Origin of the sequence: Vibrio sp. 10N.247.311.51, assembly GCF_041467855.1 — a bacterium.
Taxonomy (GTDB): domain Bacteria; phylum Pseudomonadota; class Gammaproteobacteria; order Enterobacterales; family Vibrionaceae; genus Vibrio; species Vibrio coralliirubri.
This window is the reverse complement of record NZ_JBFSVK010000002.1, coordinates 65,283-81,848: the sequence shown is the minus strand read 5'-3', so window position 1 is coordinate 81,848 and position 16,566 is coordinate 65,283. Positions and strand designations below refer to the sequence as shown.

The window sequence follows — 16,566 nt, the reverse complement described above, 5'->3', positions numbered from 1 at the left end:
CAGACCTAATGTCAGGTCAAAGTAAAACTAACAAAATTGTCAGCATTCTATTGAGCTCGGCTTACGCGTTTTATGACGCATACGTCAAAAATAACGCTCAGTTATAACCAACATGCCATTCTTGAGAGCTAAGGCTCGTTTTCTTTGATTTGAACGGTGTTTTTTATTATGCTTTAAAGCAGATTTATTGTGGTTTGATGCGGCATAGCGCATACTCAAAGCATTAAAAAATAAATGTTTTATCGGAGAGAAACATGGCTGAAGAAACCATTTTTACTAAGATCATCAACAAAGAAATCCCAGCAGATCTACTATACCAAGACGATTTAGTAACCGCATTTCGCGATATTAACCCTCGTGCGCCAAGCCATATCCTAATCATCCCAAACAAGCTGATTCCTACAACCAACGATGTTGAAGTCGAAGATGAAGCGATGATGGGGCGAATGTTTACCGTTGCTCGCAAGTTAGCAAAAGAAGAAGGTATCGCAGAAGATGGCTATCGTCTTATCGTGAACTGTAACTCTCACGGTGGCCAAGAGGTTTATCATATTCACATGCACTTGGTTGGCGGCCGTCCACTTGGCCCCCTATTAATGAGCTAATAAAAAGCTAACGAGTTAATGAAAGCTAATGAGCTAGTTTAAACGCGCTCATTAGTGGGTTAACACAAGTAGTTAGTTGGAAAATTTGTAGTTTGTATGCCAACTTTAAGTTCTATCTGTTATCTGAATGTCGGCATCGCTTAGGCAGAGGCTATATCAGTAGGGTTTCAACTGGCTTGAGATCCTTTTTACAACACGTTTCGTTTTGATAATGAGACCATTAAAGGTCAGCAGACCCTAATAAAGTTGGCATTTTAAACATGCACGGAGACGATAAGTGAAGCAACAGTTTAGATTCGCTTCCATTGCCCTGTTATCGGCGTTGACCGTAGGTTGTGCGAGTATGTCTGCAGGAAGCCTGTTCAGTCATTACAGCGCACAAAACAAAGCGATCTACCAAGCCGTTAAATCTGGAGATTATTCAGAGGCCCAGCAAGAGCTACCAGATTACGCGGCAGGCGACATCCTTGATAACTTTGAAAGAGGCAGAATTAATCTGCTGGATCAAAAATACCCTGAGAGTAAGGCTTCGTTTGAAGTGGCTGATCAGGCGGTGACTGAGCAGCAACGCAAAGCCGTGATCTCAATCTCAGACAGTGCAACCAGTGTGGGTGCGTTGGCTGTGAATGACAATATTACCGAGTATGTGCCAGCCGATTATGAATTGGGCTTTCTTCATCTGTACCTCGGTTTAAATTACCTCAAGAAAAACGATTTAGAAGGTGCGGTGATCGAAATGCGTCGCGCCAACCAAGTTCAAGAACAAGCGAAGAAGCAACGAGAGGCTGAGTTAGAAAAAGCAGCCAGCGATGCGAAGAAGCAAGGCTTGTCTGCCAATGTGGGTAGTATCCTTGCCAATTACCCTGATGCGGGTAAAAAGCTGCAATCAGTACAGAATGCGTATCTGATGTTCTTGTCTGGTCTGCTTTATGAAGCGTCAAATGACTTAAACAGCGCCTACGTTGACTATCGTCGTGCTTTGGCTGTGATGCCAGAGAACCAAGAAATCATCGATAGAACCATGGCAACAGCTGCTCGTTTAGGGATGCGACAAGATTTAGCGACATTAGAAAAACGCTATAAGCAATCTTCTAAACTTAGTGCAGGTGAAGGGCGATTGATTGTTCTTCAAGAGCAGAGCGCTGTACAAGCTATGGACAGTTGGCGACTAGATTTACCTGTTTATGACAGTCGCGATCAGGGGGCAATATACTCTCTTGCGCTGCCATATTACCCAAGCCAAAACGTAGAGCGTTTTTCTGCCTTGCGAATCAGCGGTCAACCGTTACAAGAACACTTGATCACTGACGTAAACGCGATGGCGCAGAACGATTTATCGGAACGTATGACGAGTATTGTTATTCGCCAAGCGCTACGTGTAGTCGCGAAAGATCGCATTCGTAAAGAAGCAACCAAAGGCGATGATGTCGGTAATATTCTGTTCAACGTGTGGAACACACTAACAGAGCAACCAGACACTCGCAGTTGGCAATCATTACCTGCAGAGATTAAGAGCAGCACGTTTGTAGCAAACAGCGGTCAATATACGTTGGAAGCGGGCGCTAAAACGTACGACTTTGATATTCGAGAAGGGCAGACCACCTTGGTGTGGATTTCTCGACAAGGAAACAACGCAACAATGTGGCATAAACAGCTAGGGAGGCTGTAATGAAAAAGTGGTTAGTGAGCTTAGCAGCGGTTATGGCTCTGGCTGGTTGTGCTGATAATACAGCTGGCGTAAGGGTCGATAGTCTGACTCAGAACGTTTTCTTTGGTGACAAGGTATTGGGCAGCCGTTTACAGGTTGAAGATATTCGCACCGATCTGGTCGACGGTCATACGCGAGGAATCGTTCGTTTAAACAGTAACTATAAAGGCGATCAACATATCCTTTATCGTTTTTACTGGTACGACGATGCCGGGCTTGAGGTCAACCTAAAGCAAGGCCCTTGGAAGCAAGCGATTGTTCGTGGTTTTGAAAGTATTTCGCTGTCGGAAGTGTCGGTAAACCCGAAAGCGACTCAGTTCAGAGTCCAGTTCCGAGAGCAGTAAGTTAGATTAAACGAGTCTCATGATTCGTAATTACAAGAATTTAAGAGTGTGGGTAACCCCGCTCAGTGATAAGTTGAGGAAACAAAATGAAAAAGAGTGTCATTGCGCTACTAGGTTTAGCGGTTATTTTAGGCGGTTGTTCAAACAAGGTAAGCTACGGTGATGCACAAGCAGTAGAAACCACGACAATCGATTTCGGTTCAACTGACCTTCAAACGATTGCGGGTGAAATGGTCGATAGCATGATGGCGTCTGGTTCTGTGTCTTACATTACTCGTGAACAGCGTCCAATCGTGTTTGTAGAGCGAATCAAGAACAAAACAAGTGAGCACATCGATACTGAGTCAATCACTGACACTATCAGTACTAAGATGCTGAACTCTGGTAAGTTCCGTTTCGTTGATATGGACCGTGTAGAGTCTGTTCGTGACCAATTGAACTTCCAAAACAACGATGAGCTTGTAAATCAAAGTTCAGCGATTCAATTCGGTAAAATGGTTGGTGCTCAGTACATGCTGTACGGCAACTTATCAAGCATCGTTAAGAAAGCGGGTAGCGATGAAGACGTATACTACAAAATGACGATGCGTCTAATGGATCTTGAGTCTGGCTTGATTGAATGGGCTGACGAGACTGAAATCCGTAAGCAACAATCTAAGAGTCTACTAGGCCTTTAATTTCGCTTACTTGCCAACTATACGCGGCCAGTTTTGACAGCGTTTAGCTTGGTCACACGCCAATGCAGTGCATGATGTGCTGTTTATGAAGAGACACTGGCTTTTGGTCAGTGTCTTTTTTTAGGGAATGAAGACGTTTATAGGGCAGTTAAGACGTTTATAGGGAGTAAATATGGCAATTTTTTCTTGGTCAGAGGCTAAGCTTCTTGATACCAGTTTGAGTTCGCTTGATGGTTACTTTTCTGAGCCTCCAGTTAGAGCACAGACATTAACCGGCGGTTTGACCAATCGATGTTGGAAATTGGTTGATGCCGATGGCACTGCGTATGTTTGGCGGCCAACCACACCTATCACCAAAGCATTCTTCATCTCTCGTCATGAAGAGTACCAAGTGCTGTCTGCAATTAAGCGTCTTGGCATCGGGCCAAGCCCCATTGTGGTGAATGAGCAAGGCTTGTTGGTTGAATGGATTGCGGCTGAGACACTTTACGAAGATCTAGAACTTGATGACCTGTTGAAAACGCTGATCTCTGTTCACCTGGTTAATACTGCGCGATTACCACTGCAACCATTCAGTTTCACGGCGCGAGTCGACCATTACTGGCTGCAGCTTGATGCGATTCATAAGACCGAAGCCTGCACGCAGATTTATCAAGAGTGGCGCGTGGCTCCGAGTATTACCAATGTTGACCTGTCTTTGTGCCATTTTGACTTAGGTGGTTATAACTTAGTGAGAAACAGTGACGGCATTAAGATTATTGATTGGGAATACGCTGCGCTCGCAGACCCTAGGCTCGATTTAACATTAACCATTGCGGTTGCTGGCGTGCCAGTCACAGAAGCGGTTGAGAAGTACTGCCAGCTGCGAGGCATCCATGATGTTCAGCCGTGGCTTGACGGTGTTGAAGCATGGTTACCAAGAAGCCAAATGATGGCGATGCTGTGGTATTTACTTGCTCATCAGCTTTGGGGCGATGAAAGTTATCTGCGTGAAGCGGAGGCTCTGAGTCACACTTTATGTAGCTAGGATCACGTTTAGGAAGTGAAAAATATAATTTCTCAGCTGTTACCTTTAAAACCTTGTTTTTCGTGTTAGATTGATCAAAACGTACCAATATTCAACGGGGGAGGTACAATGATTATCTATCTACATGGCTTCGACTCAACAAGCCCGGGCAATCACGAAAAAATACTGCAGTTGCAATTCATTGATGATGACGTTCGTTTCATCAACTACAGTACTTTGCATCCAAAACACGATATGCAGCATCTGCTAAAAGAAGTGCATAAGGTGATAGAGCAATCCGATGATCCGCACCCCATTATTTGTGGTGTAGGTTTAGGTGGTTTTTGGTCTGAGCGTATTGGTTTCTTATGTGGGATTAAGCAGGTGGTGTTCAACCCAAATCTGCACCCTGAGAACAACATGGTAGGTCGAATTGACCGTCCAGAAGAGTACGAAGACATCGCAACTAAATGTGTTGCTCAGTACCGCATGAAAAACAAAGGACGCTGTTTAGTAGTGTTGTCTCGTGAAGATGAAATTCACGACAATACCAAAACAGCTGCCGCGCTAGAAGATTACTACGATGTAATCTGGGATGATAAAGAGAGTCATAAATTCAAAAAGATCTCTCAACATCTTCAAGCAATGAAAGCGTTCAAAAACGCTTAATCAATCCAGATGTTTTATAACAGCAGTGCTCAATGAGTGCTGCTTTTTCACATCTGAATCTTAGAGATTGGTATTGATAAAGTAGTTGTATATGTTTTATCGGTCGGTTTGTGCATTTATAGATCAGTTTGCGCAAACGTTAACTAATTAGTCGCGAATCCTCATTGAGGGTAGGGATTTTTTTGTTGCGGTCATCTTTTTGCTATATATAATGTTCCCAAGCAAAATATTTTGACAAATATCAAAAAAAATTGAGAGCGAGTGAAAAAACTTGCCCATAATTTGTGTTCTGCCTCTCAGGTAGTCACCTTTTTTATCCACGTGAGCAAAGCAACAAACCATTATTTGTTGTTTGTAACCCCTCTAACTACTCGGTGAGCTGTCGTTATTCTTTTTCGCGGTAATCCAATTTGTAACAGCCTTCGCATTCAAGGCCGAGTAGATACATAGAATTTATCGGTTGGAGTAATCGAGCCGAACCCCATTTATTCATTTTGTAGAGGATTGTCATTGTGACAAAAATTATCGTAGTAGGCGGCGGTGCTGGTGGTTTAGAGCTAGCAACTAAGCTAGGCCGCACTTTAGGTCGTAAGAAACGTGCCCAGATTACTCTGGTAGACCGTAAAGCAAGCCACCTATGGAAACCATTACTTCATGAAGTAGCAACTGGCTCATTAGATGAAGGTGTTGATGCACTAAGCTACCGTGCACACGCAAAAAACCATTACTTCGATTTCCAAATGGGCAGCCTGAACGACATCGATCGTGAGCGTAAAGTGATTGCACTAAGCGAGCTTACAGACGAGCACGGTGAACTGCTGATGCCAAGCCGTGAACTTGAATACGATATTCTTGTGATGGCGCTAGGCTCAACGTCAAACGACTTCAACACTCCGGGCGTTCGTGACAACTGTATTTTCCTTGATAGCCCAGAGCAAGCGCACCGTTTCCGTACAGAAATGAACAACCAGTTCTTAAAGCTTCATGCTAAGAACGGTCAAGGCACGGTAGACATCGCGATTGTTGGTGCTGGTGCAACAGGTGTAGAGCTTTCTGCAGAGCTACACAACGCAGTTAAAGAACTTCGTACTTACGGCTTCGGTGACCTAGATTCAAGCAAGCTGAACGTAAACCTAGTTGAAGCGGGTGAGCGTATTCTTCCAGCTCTACCTCCTCGTATTTCAAGTGCAGCACACTCTGAGCTAACCAAGCTTGGTGTGAACGTTCGTACGAATACGATGGTGACTCAGGCGGATTCTGACGGTCTAACAACCAAAGATGGTGACAAGATCCCAGCTCAAATCATGGTATGGGCAGCAGGTATCAAAGCACCAGATTTCATGAAAGATATCGGTGGTCTTGAAACCAACCGTATCAACCAGTTGGTTGTGAAGAACACGCTGCAAACAACACTGGATGACAACATCTTTGCAATCGGTGACTTGGCGCAATGTACACAAGCAGACGGTTCATTCGTTCCGCCACGTGCACAAGCGGCTCACCAAATGGCAAGCTGTGCATTCAGTAACATCATTGCTAAGTTGAACGGTCGAGACCTGAAAGACTACATCTACAAAGACAAAGGCTCGCTAGTTTCACTAAGCCGTTTCTCTACGGTAGGTAGCTTGATGGGTAACCTGACGAAAGGTTCGATGATGGTTGAAGGTCGTATTGCTCGTGTGGTGTACATCTCTTTGTACCGCATGCACCAGATGGCGCTTCACGGCTTAATCAAAACATCCCTGATGATGTTGGTTGGTCGTATTAACCGTGTACTTCGTCCAAATCTAAAGCTTCACTAATCAGGTAAGCCTTCAAGGTCATTACGCTGATAATAAAAAAGAGCTCTTCGGAGCTCTTTTTTGATCGTGTCGATTATGTGCTATCGCTAGTATTGAACTCATTTCTGCTGTTAAGACGTTGGAGGCAGCACAGAATAAACCACGCCATCTTTCGGCTTACCATTAAACAGAAATCGATTCTTGGCAATGGCTTCTCGCTCAGCACCACACTTCTCTATCAACTTTTGGCTAGGTAGGTTCTCGGTATCGCAGACAATCTCCAAACGCGTTAACTTGAGTTGCGCGAAACAAAATTCAAATAGGGCGAGCATCGCTTCTTTGGCGATTCCTCTCTTTTGAAAGTCATCACCCACCCAATAACCTAAACTCGCCATATTAAAGGTGTGGTAAAGCTCATTAATGGCAACCATACCGACTAACTTATCGCTTTTTCGTTCAAAGATACCAAAGCCAAACGCATCGGCTTTCACCCAGTTTAAGCGAGTCGCCAGAATAAACTTCTCGGCCTCGACGATAGAAAACTCGCAATGACACCAGTCGACCCATGGCAACAAGCTAGGGGAGGACTTAACCAGCTGAGAAAATTCTTGAGCATCTGAGGCCTCAATGATTTTAAGGCTAAGATTTTGTGTGTTGATCTGAAATTCAGGGCTCATAGAACGTACCAAGTAACGTGTAAGTACTGAGCAAAGAGAGTCAGTACAGAATAAAGATAGATAGCACTTAATAAAACGCCCTCACTAGGAGGGCGGATTGAATTATTTATATAATTATAGCCGAATCGGCAAGTAACTTACTGCGCTACACGTCTAACTTGAATCACCATTCCAAGAAGTGGGTGGTCAAGGTAGTGAGTTTCTGTACTACGCATACGACGTTTTTGGTCCATGCGGTAGCTCTTAAGGAACTCTTGGACTTCAACCGTCGGAGAAATCTCAGTTAGGTTGCCCACTTGGACGTTGCTTTCTGCGCCACTTACTGGTGAATCGAGTTCGATTTGCTGTTCTTGTAGAGTCACTTCACGAACGCTTGGCGCTTTTAAGTCCAAGGTCGTTTCAGCGTATAGGTAGTGCTGAACGTAGATTTGCAGCTTGCCGTCTAATTCGTAGAGTGGTTTATCAATGGTCTCTTCTTGGAACCCATCAGCGCTGCCTGCAGTGATTGCGCCTTTTTCAGAGCCATCAGCATTAAATTGTTTAGAGAAATCTTTACCTGCTTGAATGTGGAAAACAGGGGCAGAGCTCTTACCTTGGTCGCCTTGACGCCAAGCGGTATGCATCAGAACTTCAAAGCCAGCGTGTTTACGTAGCTTGTCTTTCTGAGGCGTTAACTTGTATTCCGAGTAAGGTAGCATTTGAACGCCTTTCTTTGCTCGGTATTGGGTATCTTGAAATGAACCAACGCGTTCAAGTGAAATCTTAGGCTGTGTATTTGGCCAAGATTCGTTCACCTTCTCTGCATCAACAGCGCGCTTAAAAATGATCACTTCTATATCAAATTGTCTCTGCGCCAAACTTGGCAGTGAGACGAACAATAGTAGCAGTGGGATCAGTCTTTTCATTTTTACTCCGTCTTCCAGCCGAATTACCGGCTGGATAATTTATATGTGCAAGTGGATTGGGTCTTATGCTGAAGGCAGCAAGTTTTGTCTGAATTCGCCCAATAAATCACTAACAAATTGAATTCGTTTCCGTCTGTCGACCAATGGTATCGTAAACTTGAACTTTGTTGGTCCTTCCATTGAAAACTTTTGCGGTTGAGATTGCAACAGTTTAACAAGGTAGGCCGGGTTTATGTCAGCATCCGGGTAGAATTCTAAGAATCCACCCTTATCGTGGGCTTCAATTTTCTTGGCTTTGATAGACGCTGCGGCTAATTTTAGCTCAGAAACTGACAACAAGTTCTTGGTTGCATCAGGCAGAAGGCCGAAGCGATCAATCAGCTCGACTTTCAACTCTGCCAATTCGTCGGTGTCACTCACACTCGCAATACGTTTGTATGTTGATAAACGCGTGTTGATGTCTGGAATATAGTCGTCTGGCAATAGTGCTGGCAAACGCATCTCAATTTCAGTTTGTTCACGCAATAGATCATCAAGCGAAGGCTCTCGACCTTCTTTCAACGCTTCAACCGCTTGTTCAAGCATCTCCATGTACAAGGTGAAACCAACCGACTGGATTTGACCACTCTGTTCATCACCCAACAGCTCACCCGCACCACGAATCTCTAAATCGTGAGTTGCTAGGGTAAAGCCTGCACCCAAGTCTTCGAGTGAAGCTATCGCATCCAATCGCTTGATCGCATCTTTGGTCATCGCTTTAGGGGGTGGCGTTAACAAGTAAGCATAAGCTTGGTGGTGCGAACGACCGACACGACCACGTAATTGGTGCAACTGTGCTAAACCAAGGTTATCGGCTCTGTCCATCAAGATGGTATTTGCCGTTGGTACGTCGATACCGGTTTCGATGATGGTTGTACACACCAACAAGTTAAAGCGCTGGTGGTAGAAGTCATTCATGATGCGTTCCAGTTCGCGCTCACGCATCTGGCCATGAGCCACAGTAACGCGTGCTTCTGGAATCAACTTCTGTAGTGACTCTGCTGTTTTCTCAATCGTGTCGACTTGGTTGTGCAGGAAGTAAACCTGACCACCACGCATGATTTCACGAAGTACCGCTTCTCTGACGATGGCATCATCACTCTCGCGAACGAAGGTTTTAATTGCCAAGCGTCGTGCGGGTGGTGTAGCGATGATCGAAAGGTCACGCATCCCACTCATTGCCATGTTCAGCGTTCGCGGGATTGGTGTCGCGGTAAGCGTAAGGATGTCGACATCCGCACGCATCGCTTTCACTTTCTCTTTCTGACGCACACCAAATCTGTGTTCTTCATCGACAACCAGCAGGCCGAGGTCTTTAAACTTAATATCACTCGAAAGTAGCTTGTGAGTCCCCACCAAGATATCGACCTTACCGTCGGCGACATCTTGCATGATCAACTTCTGCTCTTTAGCTGATTTGAATCGGGATAGAACCTCAACACGAATCGGCAAGTTAGCGAAACGGTCACGGAAGTTTTCGAAGTGTTGCTGTGCAAGTAGGGTGGTTGGAACTAATACCGCGACTTGTTTGCTGTTGTCGGTACAAACGAATGCTGCACGCATCGCGACTTCGGTTTTACCAAAGCCAACATCACCACACACCAAACGGTCCATGGCTTTTGCTTGACACATATCAGACATAACAGCATTGATGGCCATCGCTTGGTCATCGGTTTCTTCAAACGGGAAGCCTGATTTAAAAGTCGCGTATTGGCCGCGGTCGAGTACAAATTTGTAGCCAGGTTTTAGCTCACGCTTAGCGTAAACATCAAGTAGCTCTGCTGCAACGTCACGGACTTTCTCTGCGGCGCGTTTACGAGCTTTTTGCCACGCTTCGCCACCGAGTTTATGTAGAGGTGCTGAGTCTTCAGCGCCACCCGAGTAACGCCCGATTAAGTTCAAAGAAGCAACTGGCACGTAGAGCTTGGCATCGTTTTGATACTCAAGCGTTACATATTCGGTTTTCATGCCGCCGGCTTCGAGTGTTTGCAAGCCGATGTAGCGACCAATACCGTGGTCAATGTGCACAACAGGTTGACCCGGTTTAAGTTCGGCTAAGTGACGAATGACAGTATCGCTGTTAACGCTTTTCTTGTCTTTCTTACGGCGCTGAACAACGCGATCACCCAACAGGTCGCTTTCACAGATAAGGGCGATGTTTTGCTCTTCGTGGATAAAACCATGTTCCGCTGACCCTAGGATCAGGCTGAACTTATCTTTACCTTTAATCGCCGCATCGAGGTTTTCAACTTCGCTTGGACGAACTTTAATGCCTCGAAGTAATTCACTCAGAGCTTCACGGCGACCTTCAGACTCAACTGAAAAGACCACTTTTCCTTCGAAGGCTTCAGTGAACTTTCTTAGGTTTGCGAGTGGCTCTTTATTCTGATGCTGAACGCTGAGATCAGGAAGAGACACAACCGGAAGGTTGGTACGTCCAGCTTTCTCTTCAATTGAATCTAAGCTCAGATTGACTTGTGGCTTCTGCTTGAAGTGTGCGAACAGTTCGTCTTTCTTTAGCCACAGTTGTTCAGGTGTGAGCAGTGGTCGTAATGGGTCAACACCGCGCTGTTCGTATCGATGAGCAACGTCCGTTAGGAATGAATCTACTGCAGTCTCGACATCACCTAGAATCAGCAGTTGCGCTTCATCGGCAACGTAATCAAACAAGGTTTCAGTGTGATCAAAGAACAGCGGTTGCCAGTACTCGATACCAGCAGGCCACGTACCCTTAGAAACCTGCATATAAACCGATTCTGGTTCGCGGCGCGCATCAAACTGTTGGCGCCAACGAATACGGAAATCTTCAATCGCTGTTTCCGAGGTCGGGAATTCGTGAGCAGGCAGCAGGCGGATCTCAGAGATGTCTTCGATAGAACGCTGGTTTTCAGGATCGAAAGTACGAATAGTGTCGATTTCGTCGTCGAAAAAATCGATTCGATACGGGTCTTTACTGCCCATTGGGAACAGATCGAGAATAGAACCACGGCTAGCGTATTCACCCGGACCAAACACTTGATCAACGTAACGATAGCCAGACTTTTCAAGCTGCAGGCGCAGTTTTTCTAAAGAGTAGAGATCGCCTGTTTTCACCATTAAGGTGTGTTGTAGCAAAAAGTCTCGCGGTGACTGGCGTTGCAATAACGTGCTGATCGGAACGATCGTGATGCCATCTTTTAGTGTTGGCAGTGCATAAAGGCGAGCGATACGATCTGAGATGATCTCTTGGTGCGGCGAGAAACTATCGTATGGCAGTGTTTCCCAATCAGGGAATAATGCGACTTCATGTGCCGTAAACTGTTCAATTTCAGATTGAAGCTTAAGCGCCACTTGTGGGTCGGGTACAGCCAAGACGGTATGGCTGTTGTGTTGCTCTGCGAGTTTGGCAACGGCAAGAGCGAGAGACGAACCGACTAGGTTACCGATGTGCTTTTTGTCACCGGCACCTTTAAGTTTAGGTAGTGTAAATATGGATTTTTTGGTCATGTTAATTTACTTGTTATCTCGGTCTAGAGAGCGTTGACGCAAGAGTTTCTGTTGTTGATGAAGTGCCGCTTTAATTAGCAGGTCTTGGTCGGTATCGCGAAGATGAGCGTATTTAAATTTGATTTCGAAACCTGAGTCTTTCGCATCGCTAGCAAAGACTTCTGCGTAGCAATAAATGGCTGCAGCTGGGTGCTCTAGAAAAAGTTTGGCTTTTACTAAGCGACCCGGTTCGATGTTTGCTTTTGAAAAGCAGGAAAACTGACTCGCACCAAATGAATAGGTGTGAGTGCGAAATTTCTCATCATCTTGCTGCGATAACATAAAGCTCAACAAGAGGTTTAATTTTGAGTTTTGTGCATCCAATAAACTGGTGACATTCTTCAAGTCGCTGTTTTTCAATTCAGCTCGAGCACTGTCAGCTAACAGATCCAATTGGCTAAATTCACTTGCCACCACAAATGGTGCTGGGATCTCAGATTCGAATTGAATTTGAGAGGGTAAAGTGAAGCCGCTGTCCATTGGTTCAATATTAGCGGTAAGGCTATGGTGAACGGTGAAAAACTCTTGTTCTGTCATGCGTTAGTTCCTTGAAGTGATCTATTGATTATCGCTATGTGGCCGCAGTAATCAAGGTCAGTTAATTGAAAGTCTCAAATAGTTGTTTGAAATTTGGCAATTTGACAAGGTTCTGTTTTTCAAGCCTAACTAATTGAGTTAATTCACTCTATATTTTCAATTAACCCCTACACAGGAACAGCAATACCCGTTACATTAACCCGCATCCCCTTTAGATGGTTCAAAGTATGTTTCATCCTATTTCGTTGTTTGTTGGCCTACGCTATTTGAAAGGCCGTTCAGGTGATCGCTTTAGCCGTTTTGTTTCTTATATGTCGACGGCAGGTATCACCATTGGTGTGCTGTCTTTGGTTACTGTTTTATCGGTAATGAATGGATTCGAAGCGCAGTTAAAAGACCGAATTCTTGGTGTTCTTCCTCAAGCGGTGGTTTATGAGCAAGGTGGCACTACCTCTCTTTCTGCCCAAGCGCCTAACTTTGCAGAGCAAATTTCGCTTAATGGTCATGTTGAACCGATTGTTCGCAGTGAAGCTGTGATTCAGAGTCCGGCTCAGTTATCTGCGGGGCTATTAATCGGTATTGAACCAAATTCAGATGACCCTCTTCAGAACCACTTGATTGCGGGCAGATTGTCTTCACTTAAGGCGGGTCAATATCAGTTGTTCCTCGGTCATACTTTGGCGAGAAACTTGAAAGTGTCTATGGGTGACAAAGTTCGCCTGATGGTGACCAGCGCTAGCCAATACACCCCATTGGGTCGTATTCCAAGCCAACGAAATTTCACCGTTGCCGGTATTTTCAACACAGGTTCTGATATCGACGCTCAACTGATGGTGACAGACATCCAAGATGCAGGGCGTTTGATGCGTTATAAATCAGACACCATTTCAGGTTGGCGACTGTTTTTTGAAGACCCGTTTGAAGTGGCAGAGTTATCGACTCAGCCATTACCGGAAGGTTGGTTGTGGAGCGACTGGCGAGACCAACGTGGTGAGCTATTCCAAGCCGTTCGTATGGAAAAAAATATGATGGGCTTAATGCTGGGGCTTATCATCGGTGTTGCTGCTTTCAATATTATCTCGGCACTTATCATGGTGGTGATGGAGAAGCAGTCTGAAGTCGCGATTCTTAAGACCCAAGGCATGACCGATGGTCAAGTCATGGGGATCTTCATGGTTCAAGGCGCAAGTAGTGGCGTGATTGGTGCGCTCTCTGGTGGTGTGTTAGGCGTTGCCCTAGCGATGAACCTTAATACTATTTTAGAGGCGATGGGCGTTGCTCTATTCTCATTTGGTGGCCAGCTACCAATTCTGATTAACCCAATTCAAATCGCTGTTGTTGTGGTTCTGGCTATTGCACTTAGCCTGATTGCTACTGTATTCCCTTCTTATCGTGCATCGTCTGTGAAACCTGCTGAGGCCCTTCGTTATGAGTAATTTTCTTCAATGTAATGATATCCGTAAAACGTACCGTGAAGGCTCGTTAGATACTGAGGTGCTCAAGGGAGTCAGCTTTGAAATCGAAAAGGGTGAGCTAGTAGCAATCATCGGTACCTCTGGGTCGGGTAAAAGTACCTTACTACATATCTTAGGCGCATTAGACGATGCTTCTGCGGGCAGCGTAAGTTTTCTTGGTCAGGACTTAGCATCTTTGAGCTCGAATAAGCAGGCCAAGCTTCGCAACCAACATCTTGGCTTTGTCTATCAGTTCCATCATCTTCTATCTGACTTTTCAGCGTTAGAAAACGTGGCGATGCCGCTGTTGATTGGCGGCGAAAAGCCCGCTAAAGCAAAGCAAGAAGCGCAACGTCTGTTGGACAAAGTTGGATTGAGTCACCGCGTGGACCACCGACCTTCAGAGCTTTCTGGTGGTGAAAGGCAACGTGTGGCGATTGCTCGTGCATTGGTGAATAAGCCTGCGTTAGTGTTGGCGGATGAACCAACCGGTAACCTAGACCATAACACCGCACTGTCTATTTACGACTTAATGCGTGAACTGAACCGTGAATACGATACTGCCTTTTTGGTCGTGACTCACGATGGTGAACTTGCCGGTAAGATGGATCGCCAACTTCACATGCAAGATGGTTTACTGGTCAACGTAGAAAAAGAGGAGAGCTAAGTGTTTTCTTCTTTATCTCTATTGATAGGCGGCCGATTTAGCCGTGCGAAACAACGAGACAAGATGGTGTCGTTCATCTCTTTGTCCTCAACGATTGGTATCGCTGTTGGTGTCGCGGTGATCATTATCGGCTTATCTGCGATGAATGGCTTTGAGCGAGAGCTTCAATCACGAGTACTTTCTGTCATTCCTCACGGTGAGTTTGAAGGTGTGAATGAACCTGTGACTCGTTGGGAGCACGTGATTGAGGAGTCGGTTAAGCACGATAAAGTCGTTGCTGCAGCGCCTTACGTAAAAATTACTGCACTTGCTGAAAAGGGCAAAGAACTCAAAGCAATTGAAGTTCGCGGTGTTGATCCGCAGCTTGAACAACAGGTATCAAGCCTGTCGAGTTTTATCGATAAGCAAGCTTGGAGTGAGTTTAAGGCAGGGCAACAACAGATCATTTTGGGTTCTGGTGTAGCGAATGTGCTGGGTGCGAAAGTCGGTGATTATCTGACTTTAATGATTCCAACGGTAAACGGTTCTGTGAAGGTTCAGGCGCCAAAGCGTGTTCGAGTGAAAGTGGTCGGCTTGCTGACGCTTAATGGTCAGATAGATCACAGCTTGGCGCTAATCCCGATTGGTGATGCTCAGGTCTACGCAAACTTAGGTGAGGCGGTGACTGGGGTCTCTTTAAAAGTGACCGATGTACTGAACGCGAACTCTATTGTGCGTGAAGTGGGCAATCAACTTGATGTGTATGTGTATCTGCGTAGCTGGCAGCAGAAGTTTGGTTTCTTGTATCGAGATATCCAACTCGTTCGTACCATCATGTATCTGGTGATGGTACTGGTTATTGGTGTGGCTTGTTTCAATATTGTCTCGACGCTAATGATGGCAGTCAAAGACAGAGCATCAGAGATCGCGATTTTAAGAACTATGGGTGCATCAGATGGTCTTGTGAAGCGCATCTTTGTTTGGCAGGGCGTATTTTCAGGCGTGTTAGGCAGTTTAGTCGGGAGTGCGATAGGTGTGTTGGTGGCGCTTAATCTCACGACACTTATCAAAGGGCTTGAAAAGCTGGTCGATCATCAGTTCTTGTCCGGTGATATCTATTTTGTCGACTTCTTGCCATCACAACTTGATATGACGGATGTTGTTGTGGTTTCCGGCACTGCGATTGTGCTGAGTTTACTGGCGACATGGTATCCAGCATCACGAGCAGCGAAGTTAAACCCAGCCTCTGTGCTGAGTTCTAAATAGCATTCGCCTAAATAACAAGCCGTCAGTTTTTCAGTCGATACAAAAAAGGATCCCAGTGGGATCCTTTTTTATTGAATTCAATTCGTGTTCTTTACGACTTTCGTTACATACCAATCTTGCAGAGGTAAGTGGTTCATCCGATTTTAACTTGTGTGCGTTTTAAGTGCGCCGCAGACAAGGTTAGATTGAATAACAAGAAATGGCGTTTAGTGCCTTGCTTGTCGCTTCTTCCAACTTCTTACTACTGAGTAACGCCATAAACCGCGAATACCAAAGTAGCCAATCATTGCTGAAACCACACCACAAATCAGACAACCCAATAAGAACGGAGGCCCTATAGTGCTCATTTGCGCCAAGATGAAGTCCCAAGACAATTCGAAATGGAAGGCTTGAGGTGGCACATGCATAACAAACGCCCCGACTTTATAAGCAAAGTAGAAGAGAACAGGCATGGTAACCGGGTTACTGATCCAAACAAGTGCGACAGCTAAAGGCAGGTTAACGCCACATGCGACAGCAAGGCCTGCAGACATAATCATTTGACTTGGTAGAGGGACAAACGCCATGAATAACCCAACAGCAAACGCGCCAGCCGCAGAGCGACGATTAAGGCACCATAAGTTGGGGTTGTACAAAACATTGCCAAAAACTTTCAATGCTTTCTGACGCTTGATTAGATCATGGTCAGGCATAAATCGTTTGATAAACTTTCTTGGCATAGGAGGAA

General features: G+C 45.3%; 15 protein-coding genes. 10 read left to right on the top strand and 5 right to left on the bottom strand.

Annotated features, from left to right (window positions below):
* Window positions 1-254: 254 nt before the first annotated feature.
* The 7 genes from hinT to AB6E85_RS02450 all read left to right on the top strand — a co-directional run bounded on the left by hinT (window position 255) and on the right by AB6E85_RS02450 (window position 6,811).
* The gene (hinT, locus tag AB6E85_RS02480) at window positions 255-605 is read left to right on the top strand and encodes a purine nucleoside phosphoramidase (protein WP_017065295.1); all 351 of its coding nucleotides are present in this window, start codon (window positions 255-257) and stop codon (window positions 603-605) included.
* 277 nt (window positions 606-882) lie between these two features.
* The gene (locus AB6E85_RS02475) at window positions 883-2,274 is read left to right on the top strand and encodes a COG3014 family protein (RefSeq protein ID WP_372141300.1); all 1,392 of its coding nucleotides are present in this window, start codon (window positions 883-885) and stop codon (window positions 2,272-2,274) included.
* Window positions 2,274-2,657: a YcfL family protein gene (locus AB6E85_RS02470; RefSeq protein WP_017060222.1), complete on the top strand. Its 384-nt coding sequence runs from the start codon at window positions 2,274-2,276 to the stop codon at window positions 2,655-2,657. Before AB6E85_RS02475 ends, AB6E85_RS02470 begins: the two co-directional genes overlap by 1 nt.
* Window positions 2,658-2,743: 86 nt before the next feature.
* Window positions 2,744-3,334 (top strand): penicillin-binding protein activator LpoB, encoded by a 591-nt coding sequence (lpoB, locus tag AB6E85_RS02465; RefSeq protein WP_017060223.1) that lies wholly within the window; start codon window positions 2,744-2,746, stop codon window positions 3,332-3,334.
* A gap of 172 nt (window positions 3,335-3,506) precedes the next feature.
* Window positions 3,507-4,361: a phosphotransferase gene (locus tag AB6E85_RS02460; protein ID WP_372141299.1), complete on the top strand. Its 855-nt coding sequence runs from the start codon at window positions 3,507-3,509 to the stop codon at window positions 4,359-4,361.
* 108 nt (window positions 4,362-4,469) lie between these two features.
* A complete protein-coding gene (gene ycfP, locus AB6E85_RS02455; protein ID WP_372133357.1) occupies window positions 4,470-5,009 on the top strand; it encodes an alpha/beta hydrolase YcfP in 540 nt (179 codons plus the stop codon).
* 512 nt (window positions 5,010-5,521) lie between these two features.
* On the top strand, window positions 5,522-6,811 hold the full coding sequence (locus AB6E85_RS02450) for an NAD(P)/FAD-dependent oxidoreductase (RefSeq protein ID WP_009847154.1): 1,290 nt from the start codon (window positions 5,522-5,524) through the stop codon (window positions 6,809-6,811).
* Between the two features lie 110 nt (window positions 6,812-6,921).
* Here the strand turns inward: AB6E85_RS02450 and AB6E85_RS02445 are convergent, their stop codons facing one another.
* The 4 genes from AB6E85_RS02445 to AB6E85_RS02430 all read right to left on the bottom strand — a co-directional run bounded on the left by AB6E85_RS02445 (window position 6,922) and on the right by AB6E85_RS02430 (window position 12,473).
* Window positions 6,922-7,467: a GNAT family N-acetyltransferase gene (locus tag AB6E85_RS02445; protein ID WP_372141296.1), complete on the bottom strand. Its 546-nt coding sequence runs from the start codon at window positions 7,465-7,467 to the stop codon at window positions 6,922-6,924.
* Window positions 7,468-7,604: 137 nt separating this feature from the next.
* Complete coding sequence (locus tag AB6E85_RS02440; protein ID WP_017065298.1) at window positions 7,605-8,372, bottom strand: peptidoglycan binding protein CsiV; 768 nt, start codon at window positions 8,370-8,372, stop codon at window positions 7,605-7,607.
* Between the two features lie 63 nt (window positions 8,373-8,435).
* Window positions 8,436-11,897, bottom strand: a complete 3,462-nt coding sequence (gene mfd / locus AB6E85_RS02435; protein WP_372141295.1) for a transcription-repair coupling factor — start codon at window positions 11,895-11,897, stop codon at window positions 8,436-8,438.
* 6 nt (window positions 11,898-11,903) lie between these two features.
* Window positions 11,904-12,473 (bottom strand): hypothetical protein, encoded by a 570-nt coding sequence (locus tag AB6E85_RS02430; protein ID WP_048616608.1) that lies wholly within the window; start codon window positions 12,471-12,473, stop codon window positions 11,904-11,906.
* Between the two features lie 227 nt (window positions 12,474-12,700).
* On the opposite strand from AB6E85_RS02430, the gene lolC reads away from it, so the two are divergent.
* Genes lolC through lolE form a run of 3 tightly spaced genes read left to right on the top strand, consistent with a single transcriptional unit; the run spans window position 12,701 to window position 15,839 of the window.
* Entirely contained in the window at window positions 12,701-13,909 is a 1,209-nt protein-coding gene (gene lolC, locus AB6E85_RS02425) for a lipoprotein-releasing ABC transporter permease subunit LolC (RefSeq protein WP_102429154.1), read from the top strand.
* On the top strand, window positions 13,902-14,594 hold the full coding sequence (gene lolD, locus AB6E85_RS02420; protein ID WP_048614550.1) for a lipoprotein-releasing ABC transporter ATP-binding protein LolD: 693 nt from the start codon (window positions 13,902-13,904) through the stop codon (window positions 14,592-14,594). The genes lolC and lolD overlap by 8 nt, the downstream gene beginning before the upstream one ends.
* Window positions 14,595-15,839, top strand: a complete 1,245-nt coding sequence (gene lolE, locus AB6E85_RS02415; protein ID WP_017072111.1) for a lipoprotein-releasing ABC transporter permease subunit LolE — start codon at window positions 14,595-14,597, stop codon at window positions 15,837-15,839. It abuts the gene before it with no gap.
* A gap of 206 nt (window positions 15,840-16,045) precedes the next feature.
* Here lolE and AB6E85_RS02410 read toward each other — a convergent pair whose 3' ends face one another.
* Window positions 16,046-16,558 (bottom strand): DUF2062 domain-containing protein, encoded by a 513-nt coding sequence (locus AB6E85_RS02410; RefSeq protein WP_017060232.1) that lies wholly within the window; start codon window positions 16,556-16,558, stop codon window positions 16,046-16,048.
* Between the last annotated feature and the right edge of the window lie 8 nt (window positions 16,559-16,566).

What these genes read in the sequence shown, in the direction of transcription:
- hinT (WP_017065295.1), top strand. Translation starts at nt 255, where the DNA reads ATGGCTGAAGAAACCATTTTTACTAAGATCATCAACAAAGAAATCCCA.
- AB6E85_RS02470 (WP_017060222.1), top strand. Translation starts at nt 2,274, where the DNA reads ATGAAAAAGTGGTTAGTGAGCTTAGCAGCGGTTATGGCTCTGGCTGGT.
- lpoB (WP_017060223.1), top strand. Translation starts at nt 2,744, where the DNA reads ATGAAAAAGAGTGTCATTGCGCTACTAGGTTTAGCGGTTATTTTAGGC.
- AB6E85_RS02460 (WP_372141299.1), top strand. Translation starts at nt 3,507, where the DNA reads ATGGCAATTTTTTCTTGGTCAGAGGCTAAGCTTCTTGATACCAGTTTG.
- ycfP (WP_372133357.1), top strand. Translation starts at nt 4,470, where the DNA reads ATGATTATCTATCTACATGGCTTCGACTCAACAAGCCCGGGCAATCAC.
- AB6E85_RS02445 (WP_372141296.1), bottom strand. Translation starts at nt 7,467, where the DNA reads ATGAGCCCTGAATTTCAGATCAACACACAAAATCTTAGCCTTAAAATC.
- AB6E85_RS02440 (WP_017065298.1), bottom strand. Translation starts at nt 8,372, where the DNA reads ATGAAAAGACTGATCCCACTGCTACTATTGTTCGTCTCACTGCCAAGT.
- mfd (WP_372141295.1), bottom strand. Translation starts at nt 11,897, where the DNA reads ATGACCAAAAAATCCATATTTACACTACCTAAACTTAAAGGTGCCGGT.
- AB6E85_RS02430 (WP_048616608.1), bottom strand. Translation starts at nt 12,473, where the DNA reads ATGACAGAACAAGAGTTTTTCACCGTTCACCATAGCCTTACCGCTAAT.
- lolC (WP_102429154.1), top strand. Translation starts at nt 12,701, where the DNA reads ATGTTTCATCCTATTTCGTTGTTTGTTGGCCTACGCTATTTGAAAGGC.
- lolD (WP_048614550.1), top strand. Translation starts at nt 13,902, where the DNA reads ATGAGTAATTTTCTTCAATGTAATGATATCCGTAAAACGTACCGTGAA.
- AB6E85_RS02410 (WP_017060232.1), bottom strand. Translation starts at nt 16,558, where the DNA reads ATGCCAAGAAAGTTTATCAAACGATTTATGCCTGACCATGATCTAATC.